The sequence below is a fragment of the Deltaproteobacteria bacterium CG11_big_fil_rev_8_21_14_0_20_49_13 genome, assembly GCA_002796305.1.
In the GTDB taxonomy this organism is placed as follows: Bacteria; UBA10199; UBA10199.
In genome coordinates this window covers 17857-33603 of the sequence record PCWZ01000088.1, presented here as the reverse complement: position 1 = coordinate 33603, position 15747 = coordinate 17857, and the positions used below count along the sequence as shown (strand labels likewise).

Below are 15747 nucleotides of genomic sequence, written 5' to 3'. Positions count from 1 at the left end.
AATTTCATTCGACATTGGGTTTTGGTGATTGAACACTCAAGCCTAAACAAAGGAGAAAGATAAAATGACCAAGAAATATGTATATCTTTTCGGACCCGGAAAGGCCGACGGTAACACGAAGATGAAGGACCTCCTTGGAGGAAAGGGCGCGAATCTGGCCGAAATGGCGAACTTAGGGATACCTGTTCCTCCGGGATTCACCATCTCCACCGAAGTTTGCACGGAATATTACAACAACGACCATCAGTTCCCGAAGGGCCTCGATAAAGAGATAAAGGAAGGCGTTGAGTTCACCGAAAAGAAGATGAACGCAAAGTTCGGCGATACTCAGAACCCTCTTTTATTGTCCGTCAGAAGCGGCGCACGCGCCAGCATGCCGGGCATGATGGACACGATATTAAATCTCGGTCTTAACCCCGAAACTCTTCGCGGTCTTGCCGAGCGCACGGGAAACGAACGCTTTGCCTACGATGCCTACAGACGTTTCATCCAGATGTATTCGGACGTTGTTCTTGAGATAGACCGCGAACATTTTGAACATATAATGGATGCGGTGAAAAAGGCGAAGGGCGTTAAGCTCGACACCGACCTGACCGCAGAGGACTTAAAAGACCTCTGCCAGAAGTTTAGGACCTTAGCTCAGGAGAGACTCGGCCGCGCGTTCCCTGATGACCCTTGGGAACAACTTAACGGAGCCATAGGGGCGGTCTTTCGTTCATGGATGAACAAACGAGCCATCGAATACAGGCGTCTTAACAATATACCGGCCCACTGGGGTACGGCAGTCAACGTTCAGGCGATGGTCTTCGGCAATATGGGCGATGACTGCGCCACCGGTGTTGCATTTACCCGCGACCCTTCGACGGGAGACCACAAGTTCTTCGGTGAATATCTTGTGAACGCGCAAGGAGAAGATGTGGTTGCCGGTATCAGAACGCCTCAGCCTATCAATCTGGTCGGCAAAAAGAACGACACAGAGAGGTCGTTGGAAGAGGTGATGCCAAAGCTCTACGCTGAACTCGAAAAGATATATCAGAAGCTGGAGGAACACTACCGCGACATGCAGGATATCGAATTCACCATCCAGCAGGGGGAATTGTGGATGCTCCAGACCCGTAACGGTAAGCGCACGGCAAGGGCCGCCGTTAAGATAGCGGTCGATATGATGAACGAAGGCCTTATCTCCAAAGAAGAGGCTATTCTCAGAGTAGAGCCCGCTCAGCTGGACCAGCTCCTTCATCCGATGATAGACCCGAACGCCAAAAAGGAAGTTGTCGCGAAGGGTCTTCCCGCTTCGCCAGGCGCGGCAGTTGGGCGCGCAGTATTCACCGCCGATGAGGCACAAAAGTGGACCGAGAACGGTGAAAAGGTGATATTGGTCCGTCTGGAAACGTCGCCTGACGATATTCACGGCATGAACGTGGCACAGGGCATACTCACGGCGCGCGGCGGAATGACGAGCCACGCGGCAGTTGTTGCCAGAGGAATGGGCAAGTGCTGTGTTGCCGGCTGCGGCGATATTACGGTAGACGTTAACAAGAAAGAATTTCACACGAAGTCCATGTCATTCAAAGAGGGGGACTGGATAACGCTCAACGGAACGACCGGCGAGGTGCTTAACGGCAAGGTTGGGACTGTTGAACCGGAACTTACCGGCGAGTTCGGCATTCTCATGGACTGGGTAGACAAGATCCGCAGGCTCCGCGTTCGCACGAACGCCGATACTCCGCACGATTCCGAGGTTGCCTTGAAGTTCGGCGCCGAAGGGATCGGCCTCTGCAGAACCGAACACATGTTCTTTGATCCGGAACGCATTGATGCCATGCGCGAGATGATAGTTGCGGGCGATGTCGATCTGCGAAAGAAGGCGCTAAAGAAGCTCCTTCCATATCAAAAGGGAGATTTTAAAGGGATATTCCGCGCCATGAAGGGTCTGCCGGTCACGGTAAGACTCCTCGATCCTCCGCTACACGAGTTCCTGCCTCACAAAGAATCCGAAATAATCGACCTTGCGAAGAAAATAGGGCTCACACCTGAAAAGCTTCGCGAGAAGGTGTCGGCGCTCCACGAGTTCAACCCGATGCTTGGGCACCGAGGCTGTCGTCTTGGCGTTACTTACCCCGAGATCTATGCCATGCAGGCGCAGGCCATCATGGAGGCGGTCTGCGAGCTCAAGAAGGAAGAGAACATCAATTCAAAACCCGAGATCGAAATTCCTCTGGTCTCTCACGTGAACGAGCTCAAGTTCCTGCGAGGCGTCTGCGAAAAGGTCGCGGAGGAGGTAATAGCCCGCACAGGCACCAAGGTCCCATATAAGATCGGTACGATGATAGAACTTGTTCGCGCCGCAATAACCGCGGACGAGATCGCTCCGTTCGCCGACTTCTTCTCTTTCGGCACGAACGATCTTACACAGACCACGTTTGGGCTTTCGCGCGACGACGCCGGAAGGTTCTTGAAAGAGTACGTAGAAAAGCATATACTCCCCGACGACCCGTTCGTTACTATCGATCAGGGCGGCGTTGGCAAGATAATGAAGATAGCGATAGAGCTCGGGCGCAAGGCGAAGCCCTGCCTTGAGATAGGCATATGCGGTGAACATGGCGGCGAGGCGCAGAGCGTAGTGTTCTGTCACCAGATAGGGCTCGATTTTGTGAGTTGCTCGCCTTATCGCGTGCCCATCGCGCGTCTTGCGGCGGCCCAGGCGGTGCTGAAGGAAAAGGGAGTGACGGCATCGGAGACTAAATAATAATGAAGACAACTGAGGTAGGAATCAGGAAGCAGGAAACAGGAAAGACCATGTTGCATTTTATCATGCTTCTTGCCTCCTGGCTCATGTTCTTTTCTTCTTGTGCCGGGGACGAGATATTCAAGGAGATCGGCAACAACATCGCGAGCCCGCTTAGCATCAACATAGACTCCGCGACGAAGAGACTCTATCTTGTTAATTCCAATAACACGGTCCTTTACAAGAACGGCTCACTTCAGGTCTATGACCTCGCCGACCCTCTCATCCCGGCTCTCGTAGGCACGGCCCCGACAACCAGCTTCAGCGGACATACCTATTATGATCCTGCGACCAATGTGATATTCGTCGCCAATAGATATTCGTCGAACAATGCCGACCTTGTGGATAATATCATCCGTGTGAATGTAGATGAGGCCTCGGCCGATTTTCTGAAAGTGGAATATTTCGAGGATGGGTCCAATCCGTTCGGGATAGAGCGCGACACATCGAACACCAACGTCTACGTTGCCGCATATAACTCGACCATAGATTATTTTCCGGTGGCGGATCCGGCATCGATGACCCCTATATCGGTCGCCAATCTGGCCCTTTCTGACGGTACCACACTTGGCGGTGCCGATATGCGCGATCTTACGATAATCGGGAGACAGGCCTTCATCACTATTCCAACCGGCGGCATGTTCGTCCTCGATCTTGATGAGAACAATATAGATTATTATGTGAGCGACTTCTTAAGTCCCCGCGCGGCGACCAATGACGAGACCTATGTATACATGACGGACGTGGAGTATATTGACGACCAATATACCCCGCTCCTTTATGTGCTGGACCCTGCGGCTTTTCCACCGATAACCGGAAATACGACGGCGACCGTTATGTCCAAGGACGATGCCGGCGTGGTAGTTACATCGATCGGCGTCGGCGCCGATTCCAACGCGGACCCCCAGGAGATGGTCATTGCCACCGATTATATCTTTGTGACGAATACCGGCGACAATTCGGTATCAGTCATAGGCATTCCCGGATATGTCCGCGGGGCCGACATAACCGTAGGTAGCCAGCCGTTCGGCATGGGTCTTTACAGTCCCCCCCCGGCCGGTGTTGACGCTTATTTATATGTAGGGAACATAGATGATAACACGATCTCCATCATCGACATGGCAACCTTGACCGTGGTCGCAACCATCCCGTAAGCCTTTTTTTTCGCAAAAACTCAATAATATTCTTTACAAATATCATATGGTTAGGCATAATATGTCGCATTATGCGCTTAAAATCATTAGAGCTTATAGGCTTTAAATCCTTTGTTGATAGAACAGTAATAACCTTCGATGCGGGCATCACGTCCGTAGTCGGACCCAACGGTAGCGGGAAATCTAACGTAGTGGATTCTATCCGCTGGGTCATGGGAGAACAATCTGCAAAACACCTTCGCGGCCACGACATGAGCGACGTCATCTTCAACGGAAGCGAAGCCCGCCCTGCAACAGGCATGGCAAGCGTGTTTCTCACGTTCGATAACGCTGACGGGCGCGCGCCGGCGGAATATGCAAGTTACTCCGAGATAACCATCGGCAGAAGGCTCTACCGTTCCGGCGAAAGCGAATATTACATCAATAAGGTTCCCTGCAGACATAAGGATATCATAGAGTTCTTTCTGGGAACAGGCGTCGGCACCAAGGCCTACTCGATCGTCGAACAGGGGCAGGTGGAGCGAATCGTTTCGGCAAAGCCCGAGGAAAGGCGCTCTCTGCTTGAAGAAGCGGCCGGCATATCCAAGTTCAAGATGCACCGCGATTCGGCGCTAAGAAAGATCGAGGCGACGAAACTGAACCTTGCGCGTCTTGCCGACATCATCTCCGAGCTCGAATCTCAAAAGAACTCGCTGTCACGTCAGGCAAAGAAGGCGGAGCGTTACAAGATATTTGCGGATGAGCTCAAGAAACTTGAGCTCTCTCTCGCATCTTATCAATACAAGACATGGTCCGAAGAACTTTCGGTCCTGCGAACGAAGCTCTCTTCCCTTTCGGAAGACGAGGCCTCCAGGGGAGCATCTGTTTCAAACGAAGAGACCTCCATCGATTCAATGAGGCTGGAGCTTACCGAGACCGAAAGAAGACTGAACTCGCTTCAGGAACGCATCTACGAACTTCAGAACAGGATGCGTCTCAATGAGGCCGAGGTAAAGTTCAAGACAGAATCACTTTCACAGTTAAGAACAAGATGCGAGGACGACAGTCAGGAGATAACCGAACTGAAGGGAAAGCTTGAAACGTTCACAAGCGAACTGAGCGGTGTGAACGGGTCCAAGGTCAACGCGGACATCAAACTTGCGTCGTTCGAAGAGACCGTGGCATCCATCCAGGAAAGGGCCGCCGCTCTCACATCTGAGGTCGACGCCACAAATTCTTCGATAGAATCCTTCAGACAGGAGGTCGTTCTCAGCATCAGGGCGATATCAGAATCAAAGGCCCGTCTTGAGCAGATAGACAAGCAGGATGCCGATATTGCGGGCGCCATTGCCAGGAACCAGACCGAGATAGACACGATAGATAAGAAGGTGTCCGAGCTTGAAGGCGGAATGGTTCTTGCCGAGGGTGCGCTTACCGACATGAAGGGGACAAAAGAGGGGATATCGCAGGAGATGTCCGCCCTTGAGAATAACAACCAGAAGATAAAGAACGAAGTTCTTCATAATGAAGCGAGCTTGAACGATATCAAACAGATGTTCTCATCGAAGAGTTCGCGTCTTGTTTCGCTTGAGGAATTAAGCAAGAACTTCGAAGGCTATGAAGACGGCGTCAGGGCGGTGCTTAAGAGAAAGAACGAGGCGGTCGAAGGTGAGTTCTCCGGCGTGTTCGGCACGATAAGCGAGGTGATAGAGACGGAGCCTGCCTACGAAGCCGCGGTCAGCGCCGCGCTTGGCGGAAAACTTCAATACGTCGTCGTTAAGTCATATCAGGAAGGCGTTGCGGCGATAGATTATCTAAAGACCGCATCTGCCGGAAGGTCCACGTTCGTTCCTCTTGAGGTCAGAGAGAGCGTCGATGCATCACCCATGCCGACGGGCGAGGGAGTAATGGGGCCTCTTCTTGATCACGTTAAATTTACGGACGATTATCAAAAGATAGGGAAGTATCTTTTTAACGACATAGTCCTGGTCTCGGACCTCGATAAGGCCCTTGGCGTCTGGCAGGGGAACGGCCACAGCAAGACCCTTGTGACGCTCGACGGCGAAATGGTCGATCCTTACGGCGTTGTCTCCGGCGGTAGCGGGAGCGATTCTTCGCGCCAGTTCCTCGCCCAAAAGCGCGAGATAGGCGAGCTTAAAGGAGAGACGGCGCGCCTTGGAGAAGAGATAGATTCAAAGAACGAGCTTGTGTCGGACCTGCGCAGACAGGTCCAGGTGAACGAGGCCCGCCTTTCTCAGCTCAAGTCGGCCATTCATCAGTATGATGTCGATTTCGTCCACAAAGAGCGCGACGTTCAGGGGATCATGCAACAGATCTCCAACTGGCGCAAGGACAGGGACAGGCTGACGGTTGAAACTGCCGCCCTTGCAGAAAAGAAAGAACTTGCCGCGCATGAGAGAACGACCCTTACTTCAAAGGTCGCCGAGGCGGAAGAGAAACAGCGCATCCTCGAGTCCGATATTACAAGATTGACGGCAGAGGTCGAAGAGAAGAGAAATTCGTTAGGTCTTGTCTCTGACGAACTTACCGCCAAGAAAGTTCAGCTGGCCGCAAGTCAGGAACAGAGCCTCTCCCTTGAGAGAGAGACAAAAAGACTTTCGGAGTCCATTCATGATGTTAACAACAGTATAGCCTCAAAAAAGGCCGACATTGTAGAAGCTAATATTGAGATAGAACAGAACACCGAGACCCTTGAGGCGGCAAAAGAAGAGATAGGCATATTAGTTAAGGATATAGAGGTCTCGGGGAAGGAACAGACCGAACTAAAGCTTGCATACGACAGGTCGCTTGAAGACCTAAGGAACAAAGAGGTCGGCCTAAGGGAGCTTCGTAAGACCTTTGAGGAAACGAAGAACTCCATCTACGAACTGAAGTTGCAGGAGACAAAGTCGACCGAACGGGTTTTCTATCTCGAACGCGAGATGCAGGAAAAATATCATACGGATCTTGCCACAAAGTTCTGCGGTTACGATATCGAGTCGTGCAGGGAGTTCTTTGGCAAGGAAGAGATATCGACCGTTTCCGAGCTTTCAGAAAAGATATCGGTGCGTGCAACGGAGCTGAAGGACAAGATAGAAAAGATAGGCGCGGTAAATACCGACGCCATAGGCGAATACGAAGGTATCGCCCAGCGCTACGAGTTCCTCACGAAACAGTCGGAAGACCTGAACTCTTCTATAGAATCTTTGCAAAAAGCCATCATCAGGATAAATAGGACATCTAAGGAAAGGTTCGTTGAGACCTTCAATGCGGTCAATGAACGCTTTAAAGCGCTCTTTCCCAGACTTTTCCACGGCGGCGGAAGGGCAGAACTCATCCTTATAGACAATGAAAATGTGCTTGAGAGCGGAATTGACATAATAGCCCAGCCTCCCGGAAAGAAGCTTCAGAACGTCAGCCTCTTGTCCGGCGGTGAAAAGGCGCTCGTTGCCACCACCTTCATATTCTCAATATTCCTCATCAAACCGTCGCCTTTCTGTCTGCTCGACGAGGTCGATGCGCCGCTCGATGATGCCAATATCGACCGCTTCAACCAGCTCGTGCGCGAGATGAGCCGGCTTTCACAGTTCATCATGATCACGCACAACAGGCGCTCGATGGAACTTGCCGACACTCTCTACGGCGTTACCATGGAAGAACCGGGCATTTCAAAGATTGTCTCTGTTAAATTGGAACAGCAGGCGGCCTAACGAGATGTCTAATGTTCTATCTTATACGTTCTTTTGGAGCATCTTTGCGCGCTCTTTTGAGGTTTCAAGCCTTACGAGGTATGCCTTGTTCTTGGGGCAACGCGCTGACTCTTTATCGATCTTTGCCATGCGGGCCTTTAGATATTCCTTAACATGTTGTTTATAGGCGGCTTCAAAGGCCTTTGCTCCCTCTTTTGAGGTTCTTTTGGTCTTTTTTGCCTTGTGCTCCGGATTTGCCTTTAAAAAATCGGCCCAGGTATATTTTTTGCTTAACGACATATGGTGCTTCCTCCTTGAGAATTTAAGGGCCGTAACTACAGGAAATATGCCCTACAAGTCAAGCAAAACCCTAAGTGCCGTTTCCGGTACATTCACCTCCAGCAGCTTCTGGCGGGAGGCGCGGCCGGCCTTTATGGTGATGGCGGGCCCTGGGATGTCAAGCTTTTTGGCCAGAAATGCGATAAGCGCTTCGTTCGCCTTGCCGTTGACCGGCGGAGCCTTTAGTCTTATCTTGACCGCGTCGCCGTGACGGCCGACTATTTCGTTCTTTTTTGCCCCGGGTTGTATGTGGACCTTAATAAACATAATTACCAATACCCGGATCCAAATGACAAATGAATATCCAATGAATTAATTTCCATTTGGTTATTTAGTGAGCATGCTTCTTCCGACATCAAAGAGCGTGTTGACCAACATGGTGTCTAATAGAATGAGTATCAGCAATACGACGATGGGCGTAAAGTCTAACCCTGTTCTGTATAGTTTTTGGGGAACGATCTTCCTGCAGATGTTGAATGCGGGTTCCGTTAGGGAACGAATGATCTTTACAACCGGGTTAAATGGGTCGGCATTGACCCACGAGACAATGACCGCCGCGGCGATCACAAATGTATAGATGTTGATGATGAGGCCCAGCATGCGGGCGATCGCTAATACTAAATAACCTAGTGAGTGCATAGATTTTGGTAATCAGTAATCAGTAATCAGTGATCGGTGATTTAGTTCACTGATTACCGATAACCGATCACGTGTTTCGGTTTCCGAATATCGCGGATCCTATTCTTACCATAGTTGCTCCCTCTTCTATCGCTACTTCAAAATCCTGTGTCGTACCCATGGAGAGCTCGGTCAGCTTTTCGGGGTATATATTACGTGAATTTATTTCATCAAGCAAGTCTTTCAATTTCTTAAAATAAGGGCGGCCCGTCTCGGGGTCGGAGGAGAAGGGGGGCATACACATTAAACCGCGGAGTTTGCAGGTTAGCAGGTTGGCAGGCTTGCAGGCTTTAGAAAAGGCGTTAACAAGTTCAAAGACGTTTTCGGGGGATATGCCTGATTTGGAATCTTCGCCGGCAATGTTCACTTCGATAAGAGAGTTGATAACGCGCCTGTCATCCTGAGCCGGCTCAGGTGGCGAAGGATCTCCCTCGTTTCTGAGTATGAGATCCTTCGCTTTGCTCAGGATGGTCTCAAGCAACTCCACCGAATCTATCGTGTGCGTCCAGCTTGCCACCGGCAGGATATATTTCAGCTTGTTCTTTTGCAGATGGCCGATGAAGTGCCACTCGATAGCCGTGCGCCGCGCGTCGTGCGCCGTGCGTGGTGCAACCTCTAACTCCCTGGCCTTATCGCGCAGTTCTTGGGCATAGTTCTCGCCGAAGATAAGTTGTCCGGCATCAACGGCCTCTAAAATATCGGCAACAGGCTTTGTCTTTGAGACCGCAATGAGCCGAACTGAAGATGGATCGCGCCCGGAATTTAAACAGGCGCGGTTAACTTTTTCCCTTACAATCGTAATGTTTTCTTTAATGCCCATGGTTGATAGGCGGCAGTTTAACCTTATTTGTTAAAGTGTCAATTTCTGTTTTTCGATTTAAAAAACAACAATTTTAATAGGTTGCTGACGTGTCAATAAAATGACGATTTTGAAATCGTAATACTTCGATATTGATGATTATTTCAAAAACGTCAACATTCCGACACCCACCGGGTGAGGAAATACCCACTCCCGATCGGGCATAGTGCGTACTGCGTTAGTAACGTCATGTAATAACAACATATTTATATGTCTAATAATGCCCATCTACTCAAATAGTTGGCATGTGGTTTGCAACGCCTAAGGGTGGGGAGGCTCTGTTGGGGATAATCATCAGAGTTAATGATTATGAGACTCAATAATAAAACAAGGCTGGTGGGGATGATAGCGGCGTTCTTGCTCCTCGCCGGTTGTAAGACAGGCATAGACGTGGTTTCTTCACCTGACGAGACGGGTGGCGGAACTACCGCGGTAACAAAGGCGATAACCGGAACGGTCGAACTTCCATCAAGCTTTAGCGTAAGCGCAAATCTTTCAGGGTATAAGGCGGTAGATACATCCGGCGTATCGGCCGTTATCACAAACTTCATCACAGGGGAAGATGTGGGCAGTGTTGCGTTGGCCGAAGATTACACGTTCAGCGTTTCGATGACGGATGAAGTCGTTGCCTCAATGGAGAACCCGTATGGTGCAAGCTCTTATCTCAAAATAAATATAACCGATGGGGATTCCGTGGACCTCGGCAATATTATGGAGGTTTCCAGTCTTGCGGATGCTATAGACACAGGTACGACGGACGTAACAACGACATCCATGCTTGACATGGCGGCGTCTCTTGGCTGTGAAGCGACGGATGAGGCGTGCATAAGAAATGCCCTCACGCTTGCCGGGCAACTTTTCAACAAGAGTGAAGATATAAGCTTGCTTAAGGTGTCGCTCCTCAAGGGGAGCGAGTCCGACCTCACTACTAACTGTCTGAGCCGCGAAGTAAGTACCGTAGGAGCCAAGATGCGCTGGATGCGCGCGATCAAATTCGTAACGGATAAGTGTTTTTCAGAGACGGGAGTTAAATTCGACCAGATAGTTTCGGCAGGAGGATTCGCGGACAAGGATGTCTACAGGCGTAAGTTCTCCACCGGTATGGAGAAAATTGGAGCCGGGGAACAGGCCGGATTCAACCAACTGCTCCGCACTTATTGCGGAGATCTTCTGAAGGTGGACACCGTCCTAGACCTGAGCGGGTCACTCTTTGATCAGGGCGGCGAGATGGGGGATTTTATAAAGGGTTCATTCAAGTCCAGCTCCTTCGATACAGATGATGTTAAGGCCTACGGGGCATCTTTCCGTGAGATGCCACCAGCATATTTTAACGACGCAATGGCGTTTGAACAGAACTATTTTAGGGACCTTCAAACAACGATAGGCGATTTCAAGTCGGGCGGATATATCAATGACATCATAGACGATGAACACAAGGCGGCGATGTTCGTGGGCATGTTCGCCAATGATCAGATGAATTTCAGTGATCCCGCCACCAGATCGTCGTTGATGCAGATGACACACACGTACGTGCCCGTTTCCGGCGCAAGCATGAAAGATAACTATGATTTTGGTACCATTACATCCTATGCGGTGGAGCAGTACAAGGATCAGATGTACGCAGGCAGTATGGACCCCCTGGCGATAAACGAGTCAAATAAATACAACATGCAACAGGGAGAATTTAACGGTCTTTCAGGGGACGACCTGAAGAACAAGGTGGGGACGGTCGTGAACGGCGGTAACGAATGCGAAGTCGAAGCCTGTATGAATCAGATGCAGAATCAGTACGGGGCGGCAGGGGTTGCCGTCAGTCAGATAAACTATGAGCAGTGCATGCAACAGTGCTACGGCGGAGGCGGGGCCAACAGTATAAGCAAAGGAAGCGTATTAAAAGCGAGCCAGTATGCAGCGGCAGATATTTGCGGAGACCAGCAGGGTGATGAATATGTCGGTGGCGGCGGCGGGGTTCTAGGTTGCGGCGGGCAGGGCTGTTCAACCGTCTACCAAGGGGTAGCATGTGATAATGATTCGACATCGTTTACATATGCCTATCTCTTATCGATTAAGGATTTTATTGAAGCTACTGATAGTGACGTCGAGTGTCTTGTCCAGGCAGAATATGATACCAACGGGCCGCATTTGGGTACCAACAATTGTGTCACTATGGCTGTTGCTGCAGCCAATGCAGACGCCTGCACGATTGTTCCTCTTGTCGGTGACGGTGGCGGTGACGGTGGCGGTGAGGCCCTGGTTGGAGACCTGTTGACGCCGAGCGATGAATATATTGCTCTAGCAGGATCTCACATGTCTTTTGATGATCTTAGCGGTACGAACTTTATTATGCTGGATATCATCAAGGATCCGTTGGAAGGAATGGCTGCCCATGAATATAACATGACGCAAGCAAGTAATGTGCTGACAATCACCCCGGTCTCTACGATGAGAGGGATGGATAACGGTAAAAGCTGTGCCGCCTTTAGCGCAGATGACCTCCAGGAGGGCGTAAACTACAATATTATCTTCGTCAGTGGAAGTGGCAGCGATAGAATGAGATTGACTATGACATCGGAAATGGATTGCTATGCGGAGCTGGGCGAGGCGCATGTCACTTATTTTGAGGCGAATTTTCCAGTTAGCGCCGTCGACTATTTTAAAACAGGCAATGCGGATGCGACATATACTATCCAGGCCGAGCTTAACGGTTCTGCCGGAAAACTCGGATACGATCAGCTCAATTATCTGGGATTCAAAGATGTTAATGATGACAGCGTAGCAACATTACGCGATAGCTTCGATTCTGGTGCATGGGTGCGTAGTGGCGATGTTATCAGTAATTGCACGAGTGTAACGTTGCCGGCGAATACGCTCTATCAAGGTGTGGCGTTTCTTGCCTCAAGCGATGACCTGGGTAGAGGCTATTCACTCATTATTACAATTGTAGAAGGCTCCGATGCTTGCGCTGAGTAGGAAAATTATGTGGATGATGGGGTTTGCTCCTGTCCGTCTCTCGAAGGGGTTTCTGGGATAAGATCTCTGGCAAGGGTTTATGGACCGTCTATCATAGGTCGAGGTCTCTTTTTCCCCTTGTCTGATGCTTTAATGGATACGGTTAGTCCTTGTATTTTCTCGTCTTTTCCGCTATAAATCCAAACATATGAGAAAGACTAGCGTTTTTTTTGGGGTCGCTCTTTTCGCATTCATCCTTTCCGCCTGTTTTCATGGGAGACAGTCGACCTCGGTCATCGGTTACAGGCATCAGATGGTCTTTCTTAAAAAGGACCTCTATTATAAGGTCGGAGAGCTTCCCCCTTCATGGAAATGGCTAAAAACGCATACAAAAACGGCTGCCTTTCATAATGAATCTCTTGGCGCGACCATCTCTACCGACGCCTTTTGCGGCTCCTCTTTTGAGGACCTTCCTCTGAAGGTCTTGAACAGCCAGCTCTTTGCAGGGACCACAGACCTTAAGATAAAGAAAGAGACCGAGTTCATGCTCGACGAGCGGGGCGCGCTTAAAACGATATCGACCGGTTCGACCGACGGTGTTCCTTTGAAGTTCGATTCGGTGGTGATCAAAAAGGATAACTGCACGTTCGACTTTATCTATATCTCTCCGCCGGAAAGCTATGCGGACGGAGTTGCGGATTTCGAAACGTTTTATTTAGGCATGTCATTCTGAGGCCACTAGGCCGAAGAATCCCCGTACAACTGTTTGCACGGGAGTCTTAGCTTGCGCTCAGGATGACATAATAAAGAGTGCCCATTAGAGCCACATTTCAGTTGATAGGCGAGCGCTTTCAATCCTTTGCTCTATACATCGGAGGCGTTGCCGGACTTGTATCAAAAACGTTCTCCGCACTCTTCAGGCACAGGCTGAACTTCGGTGAACTTACTTTACAGCTTATGCAGGTCGGCAACAAGTCGCTTTCCATAGTAGGCCTTGTTGCCATATTTACCGGAATGGTATTTGCGCTGCAGTTCTCCGTGGGCCTCGCTCGTTTCGGGCTTCAAATGTATGTCGGGCAGGTGATTGGCGTCGCCATCATGCGCGAGCTGGGGCCGGTGCTTACTTCTCTCATGGTAGCGGCGCGCGTAGGGAGCGGTATCGCCGCCGAACTAGGTTCCATGGTAGTTACCGAACAGGTCCTTGCCATCGAGGCGCTGGGGGCGAACCCGATATCGAAGCTTGTTGTGCCCCGGGTCATGGCATGTGTAATTGCCACGCCCATTCTTTCTTTAATTTCATGTGCTCTCGGAGTTCTGGGAGGCATGGTGATAACCGTAAGAGAGGCGGGCGTCTCTTCCAGATTCTTTATGGACCAGATATGGCGTTCTGTGGTCATGGAAGACCTTGTTTCCGGCATCGGAAAGACCTTCTTCTTCGGATTTTTTGTGGGGATAATAGCCTGTTATGAAGGGCTTAACACCAGGGGCGGAACGGAAGGCGTCGGCGTGGCAACGACCAAGGCGGTCGTATATTCGTCGATATTCATCTTTGTTGCCGACTTCTTTTTGACGAAGATATTCATATTGTTCTACTAAAGTTTATGACGCCAATTATTTCGTTCAAGAAGCTATATAAGGCCTTTGGGAAGAATCAGGTGCTGGAAGACCTTTCGCTCGATATAATCGAGGGGGAGACGACCACCATAATAGGCGGCAGCGGTTCTGGTAAAAGCGTGCTTTTAAAGCTTCTTTTGGGTGTCATTCCACCAGACAGCGGCCATGTTTATTTCAGGGGAAAAGATATCACCAAAATGGATGAGTGGGGGCTTATTGAGGTCAGAAAAGAGATAGGAATGCTCTTTCAGGGGGCGGCGCTCTTTGATTCTCTCACGGTCGCTGAGAACGTTGCCTACCCCGTCAGGGAGCACTTTAAATATCCGGAAGATAAGATCAACAAGATCATAACCGACAAGCTGGAGCTTGTGGGGCTTGCAGATATCCTTAATATGATGCCGGCCGACCTTTCCGGCGGCATGAAAAAACGTGTGGGGCTTGCGCGCGCCATTGCAACCGAACCGGCGGTCATCTTATACGATGAGCCGACGACAGGGCTCGATCCTGCCAACACGATGCGCATCAACAGGCTCATAAGAGAAATTCAAAGAAAGCTTCATGTAACATCGATAGTCGTTACTCACGACATGCAAAGTGCTTTTTTAGTTTCGGATAGAATTGCGATGTTGTATAATAGGCGCATAGAGTTCGTCGGCACTACAGAAGAGGCGAAAAAGTCTTCGAATAGTGTTGTGCAGCATTTTATTCAGGGTTATATCGGGGAAGATAATGATAAATAAGGAAAAGACGCAGATAAAGGTCGGAATATTCATATTTTTCGGGCTCATCTTGGCCATGTATGTAATCTTCATGCTGGGAGGCGAAAAAGAACTCTTTGAATCGCGCTATAAATTAATTGCCAATTTCAGGGATATTAGCGGTCTTAGAACGGGCGCCCCTATTCAGCTCGCCGGTCTTAAGGTTGGTTTCGTTGACCAGGTAAAGTTCCCCGAATCCCTGGCCGCAAAAGATATAATGCTCACCTTGATGATAAGTAAGAAATTTCAGACAAGGATAAGGCAAGATTCCATAGCAACGGTCAATACGCAGGGGCTTTTGGGCGACAAGTTCATCTATATAAGCGTAGGAAGCGAGGACCAGCCTGTCCTTAAAGATAATGATGCCATAGAGAGCAGAGAGACCGTTTCGCTCTACGATTTTGCAGAAAAGAGCAGCGAGATACTTGAAGATGTGAAGAACGCCTCTACCTCCGTTGCCCAGTTCTTTACCGACATGTCATCTTCCAAGAAGGATATGAAAGAGACCCTTCGCTCGATGCGCGATATTTTGGGACAGGTAAAAAGCGGCAAAGGACTGGTTGGAGCAATGCTCTATGACCCAAAAGGTAAAGATGTGGTCTCGGATATAGGAGCCAGCCTCAAGATGTTGCGCGATATAATAGGCAGGGTAGACGACGAAGACAAAAAGACGGCCGCCGTTGGCGGGATACTCAAGAATTTGCGTCAGGCGTCCGATGATCTGAAAGACGTCATGAACAGGATAAACAACGGTCAGGGTACGATTGGTGGCCTTGTCAACGATCCCTCGATCTATAACGACCTAAGGTCCTTGATGGGGAGAGCCAACAGGAATAGATTATTAAAAGCGGTCATAAGGTCCACGTTGGCCGAGAATGACAAGAAGGTAATGGGTAATGAGTGATGGGTTAAACTCATCACATATAACTATTAAGGGCAC

General features: G+C 49.9%; 12 protein-coding genes. 8 read left to right on the top strand and 4 right to left on the bottom strand.

The features are described 5' to 3' along the window. Nucleotides 1–64: 64 nt before the first annotated feature. From COV46_08805 to smc, 3 genes are all read left to right on the top strand, one after another. On the top strand, nt 65–2749 hold the full coding sequence (locus tag COV46_08805; protein PIR16336.1) for a pyruvate, phosphate dikinase: 2685 nt from the start codon (nt 65–67) through the stop codon (nt 2747–2749). 2 nt (nt 2750–2751) lie between these two features. After that, a complete protein-coding gene (locus COV46_08800) occupies nt 2752–3942 on the top strand; it encodes a hypothetical protein (GenBank protein ID PIR16335.1) in 1191 nt (396 codons plus the stop codon). A 71-nt stretch (nt 3943–4013) separates the two neighbouring features. Beyond that, nucleotides 4014–7631, top strand: coding sequence for a chromosome segregation protein SMC (gene smc / locus COV46_08795; protein PIR16334.1), 3618 nt, complete (start codon nt 4014–4016; stop codon nt 7629–7631). 21 nt (nt 7632–7652) lie between these two features. Here the strand turns inward: smc and COV46_08790 are convergent, their stop codons facing one another. The 4 genes from COV46_08790 to COV46_08775 form a co-directional block, all read right to left on the bottom strand. Further along, nucleotides 7653–7910, bottom strand: a complete 258-nt coding sequence (locus tag COV46_08790) for a hypothetical protein (protein ID PIR16333.1) — start codon at nt 7908–7910, stop codon at nt 7653–7655. A 51-nt stretch (nt 7911–7961) separates the two neighbouring features. Then, on the bottom strand, nt 7962–8216 hold the full coding sequence (locus COV46_08785) for a YggU family protein (protein PIR16332.1): 255 nt from the start codon (nt 8214–8216) through the stop codon (nt 7962–7964). Nucleotides 8217–8276: 60 nt separating this feature from the next. Further along, nucleotides 8277–8588, bottom strand: a complete 312-nt coding sequence (locus COV46_08780; GenBank protein PIR16331.1) for a hypothetical protein — start codon at nt 8586–8588, stop codon at nt 8277–8279. Nucleotides 8589–8655: 67 nt separating this feature from the next. Then, nucleotides 8656–9447, bottom strand: coding sequence for a YggS family pyridoxal phosphate-dependent enzyme (locus tag COV46_08775; GenBank protein ID PIR16330.1), 792 nt, complete (start codon nt 9445–9447; stop codon nt 8656–8658). Nucleotides 9448–9795: 348 nt separating this feature from the next. On the opposite strand from COV46_08775, the gene COV46_08770 reads away from it, so the two are divergent. From COV46_08770 to COV46_08750, 5 genes are all read left to right on the top strand, one after another. Then, the gene (locus COV46_08770) at nt 9796–12456 is read left to right on the top strand and encodes a hypothetical protein (GenBank protein ID PIR16329.1); all 2661 of its coding nucleotides are present in this window, start codon (nt 9796–9798) and stop codon (nt 12454–12456) included. A 292-nt stretch (nt 12457–12748) separates the two neighbouring features. Beyond that, entirely contained in the window at nt 12749–13168 is a 420-nt protein-coding gene (locus tag COV46_08765; GenBank protein PIR16328.1) for a hypothetical protein, read from the top strand. Between the two features lie 77 nt (nt 13169–13245). Continuing rightward, on the top strand, nt 13246–14031 hold the full coding sequence (locus COV46_08760) for a hypothetical protein (GenBank protein PIR16327.1): 786 nt from the start codon (nt 13246–13248) through the stop codon (nt 14029–14031). 5 nt (nt 14032–14036) lie between these two features. Then, nucleotides 14037–14789 carry an ABC transporter ATP-binding protein gene (locus COV46_08755; GenBank protein ID PIR16326.1) on the top strand — a complete coding sequence of 251 codons (753 nt, stop codon included), beginning with the start codon at nt 14037–14039 and terminating at the stop codon, nt 14787–14789. After that, nucleotides 14779–15711, top strand: coding sequence for a hypothetical protein (locus tag COV46_08750; protein PIR16325.1), 933 nt, complete (start codon nt 14779–14781; stop codon nt 15709–15711). Before COV46_08755 ends, COV46_08750 begins: the two co-directional genes overlap by 11 nt. Nucleotides 15712–15747: the final 36 nt, after the last annotated feature.

Excerpts from the sequence above, each read along its gene's own strand:
- COV46_08770 (PIR16329.1), top strand. The coding sequence starts at position 9,796 with ATGAGACTCAATAATAAAACAAGGCTGGTGGGGATGATAGCGGCGTTC.
- COV46_08790 (PIR16333.1), bottom strand. The coding sequence starts at position 7,910 with ATGTCGTTAAGCAAAAAATATACCTGGGCCGATTTTTTAAAGGCAAAT.
- COV46_08780 (PIR16331.1), bottom strand. The coding sequence starts at position 8,588 with ATGCACTCACTAGGTTATTTAGTATTAGCGATCGCCCGCATGCTGGGC.
- COV46_08805 (PIR16336.1), top strand. The coding sequence starts at position 65 with ATGACCAAGAAATATGTATATCTTTTCGGACCCGGAAAGGCCGACGGT.
- COV46_08785 (PIR16332.1), bottom strand. The coding sequence starts at position 8,216 with ATGTTTATTAAGGTCCACATACAACCCGGGGCAAAAAAGAACGAAATA.
- COV46_08775 (PIR16330.1), bottom strand. The coding sequence starts at position 9,447 with ATGGGCATTAAAGAAAACATTACGATTGTAAGGGAAAAAGTTAACCGC.
- COV46_08765 (PIR16328.1), top strand. The coding sequence starts at position 12,749 with ATGGTCTTTCTTAAAAAGGACCTCTATTATAAGGTCGGAGAGCTTCCC.
- COV46_08755 (PIR16326.1), top strand. The coding sequence starts at position 14,037 with ATGACGCCAATTATTTCGTTCAAGAAGCTATATAAGGCCTTTGGGAAG.
- smc (PIR16334.1), top strand. The coding sequence starts at position 4,014 with ATGCGCTTAAAATCATTAGAGCTTATAGGCTTTAAATCCTTTGTTGAT.
- COV46_08750 (PIR16325.1), top strand. The coding sequence starts at position 14,779 with ATGATAAATAAGGAAAAGACGCAGATAAAGGTCGGAATATTCATATTT.
- COV46_08800 (PIR16335.1), top strand. The coding sequence starts at position 2,752 with ATGAAGACAACTGAGGTAGGAATCAGGAAGCAGGAAACAGGAAAGACC.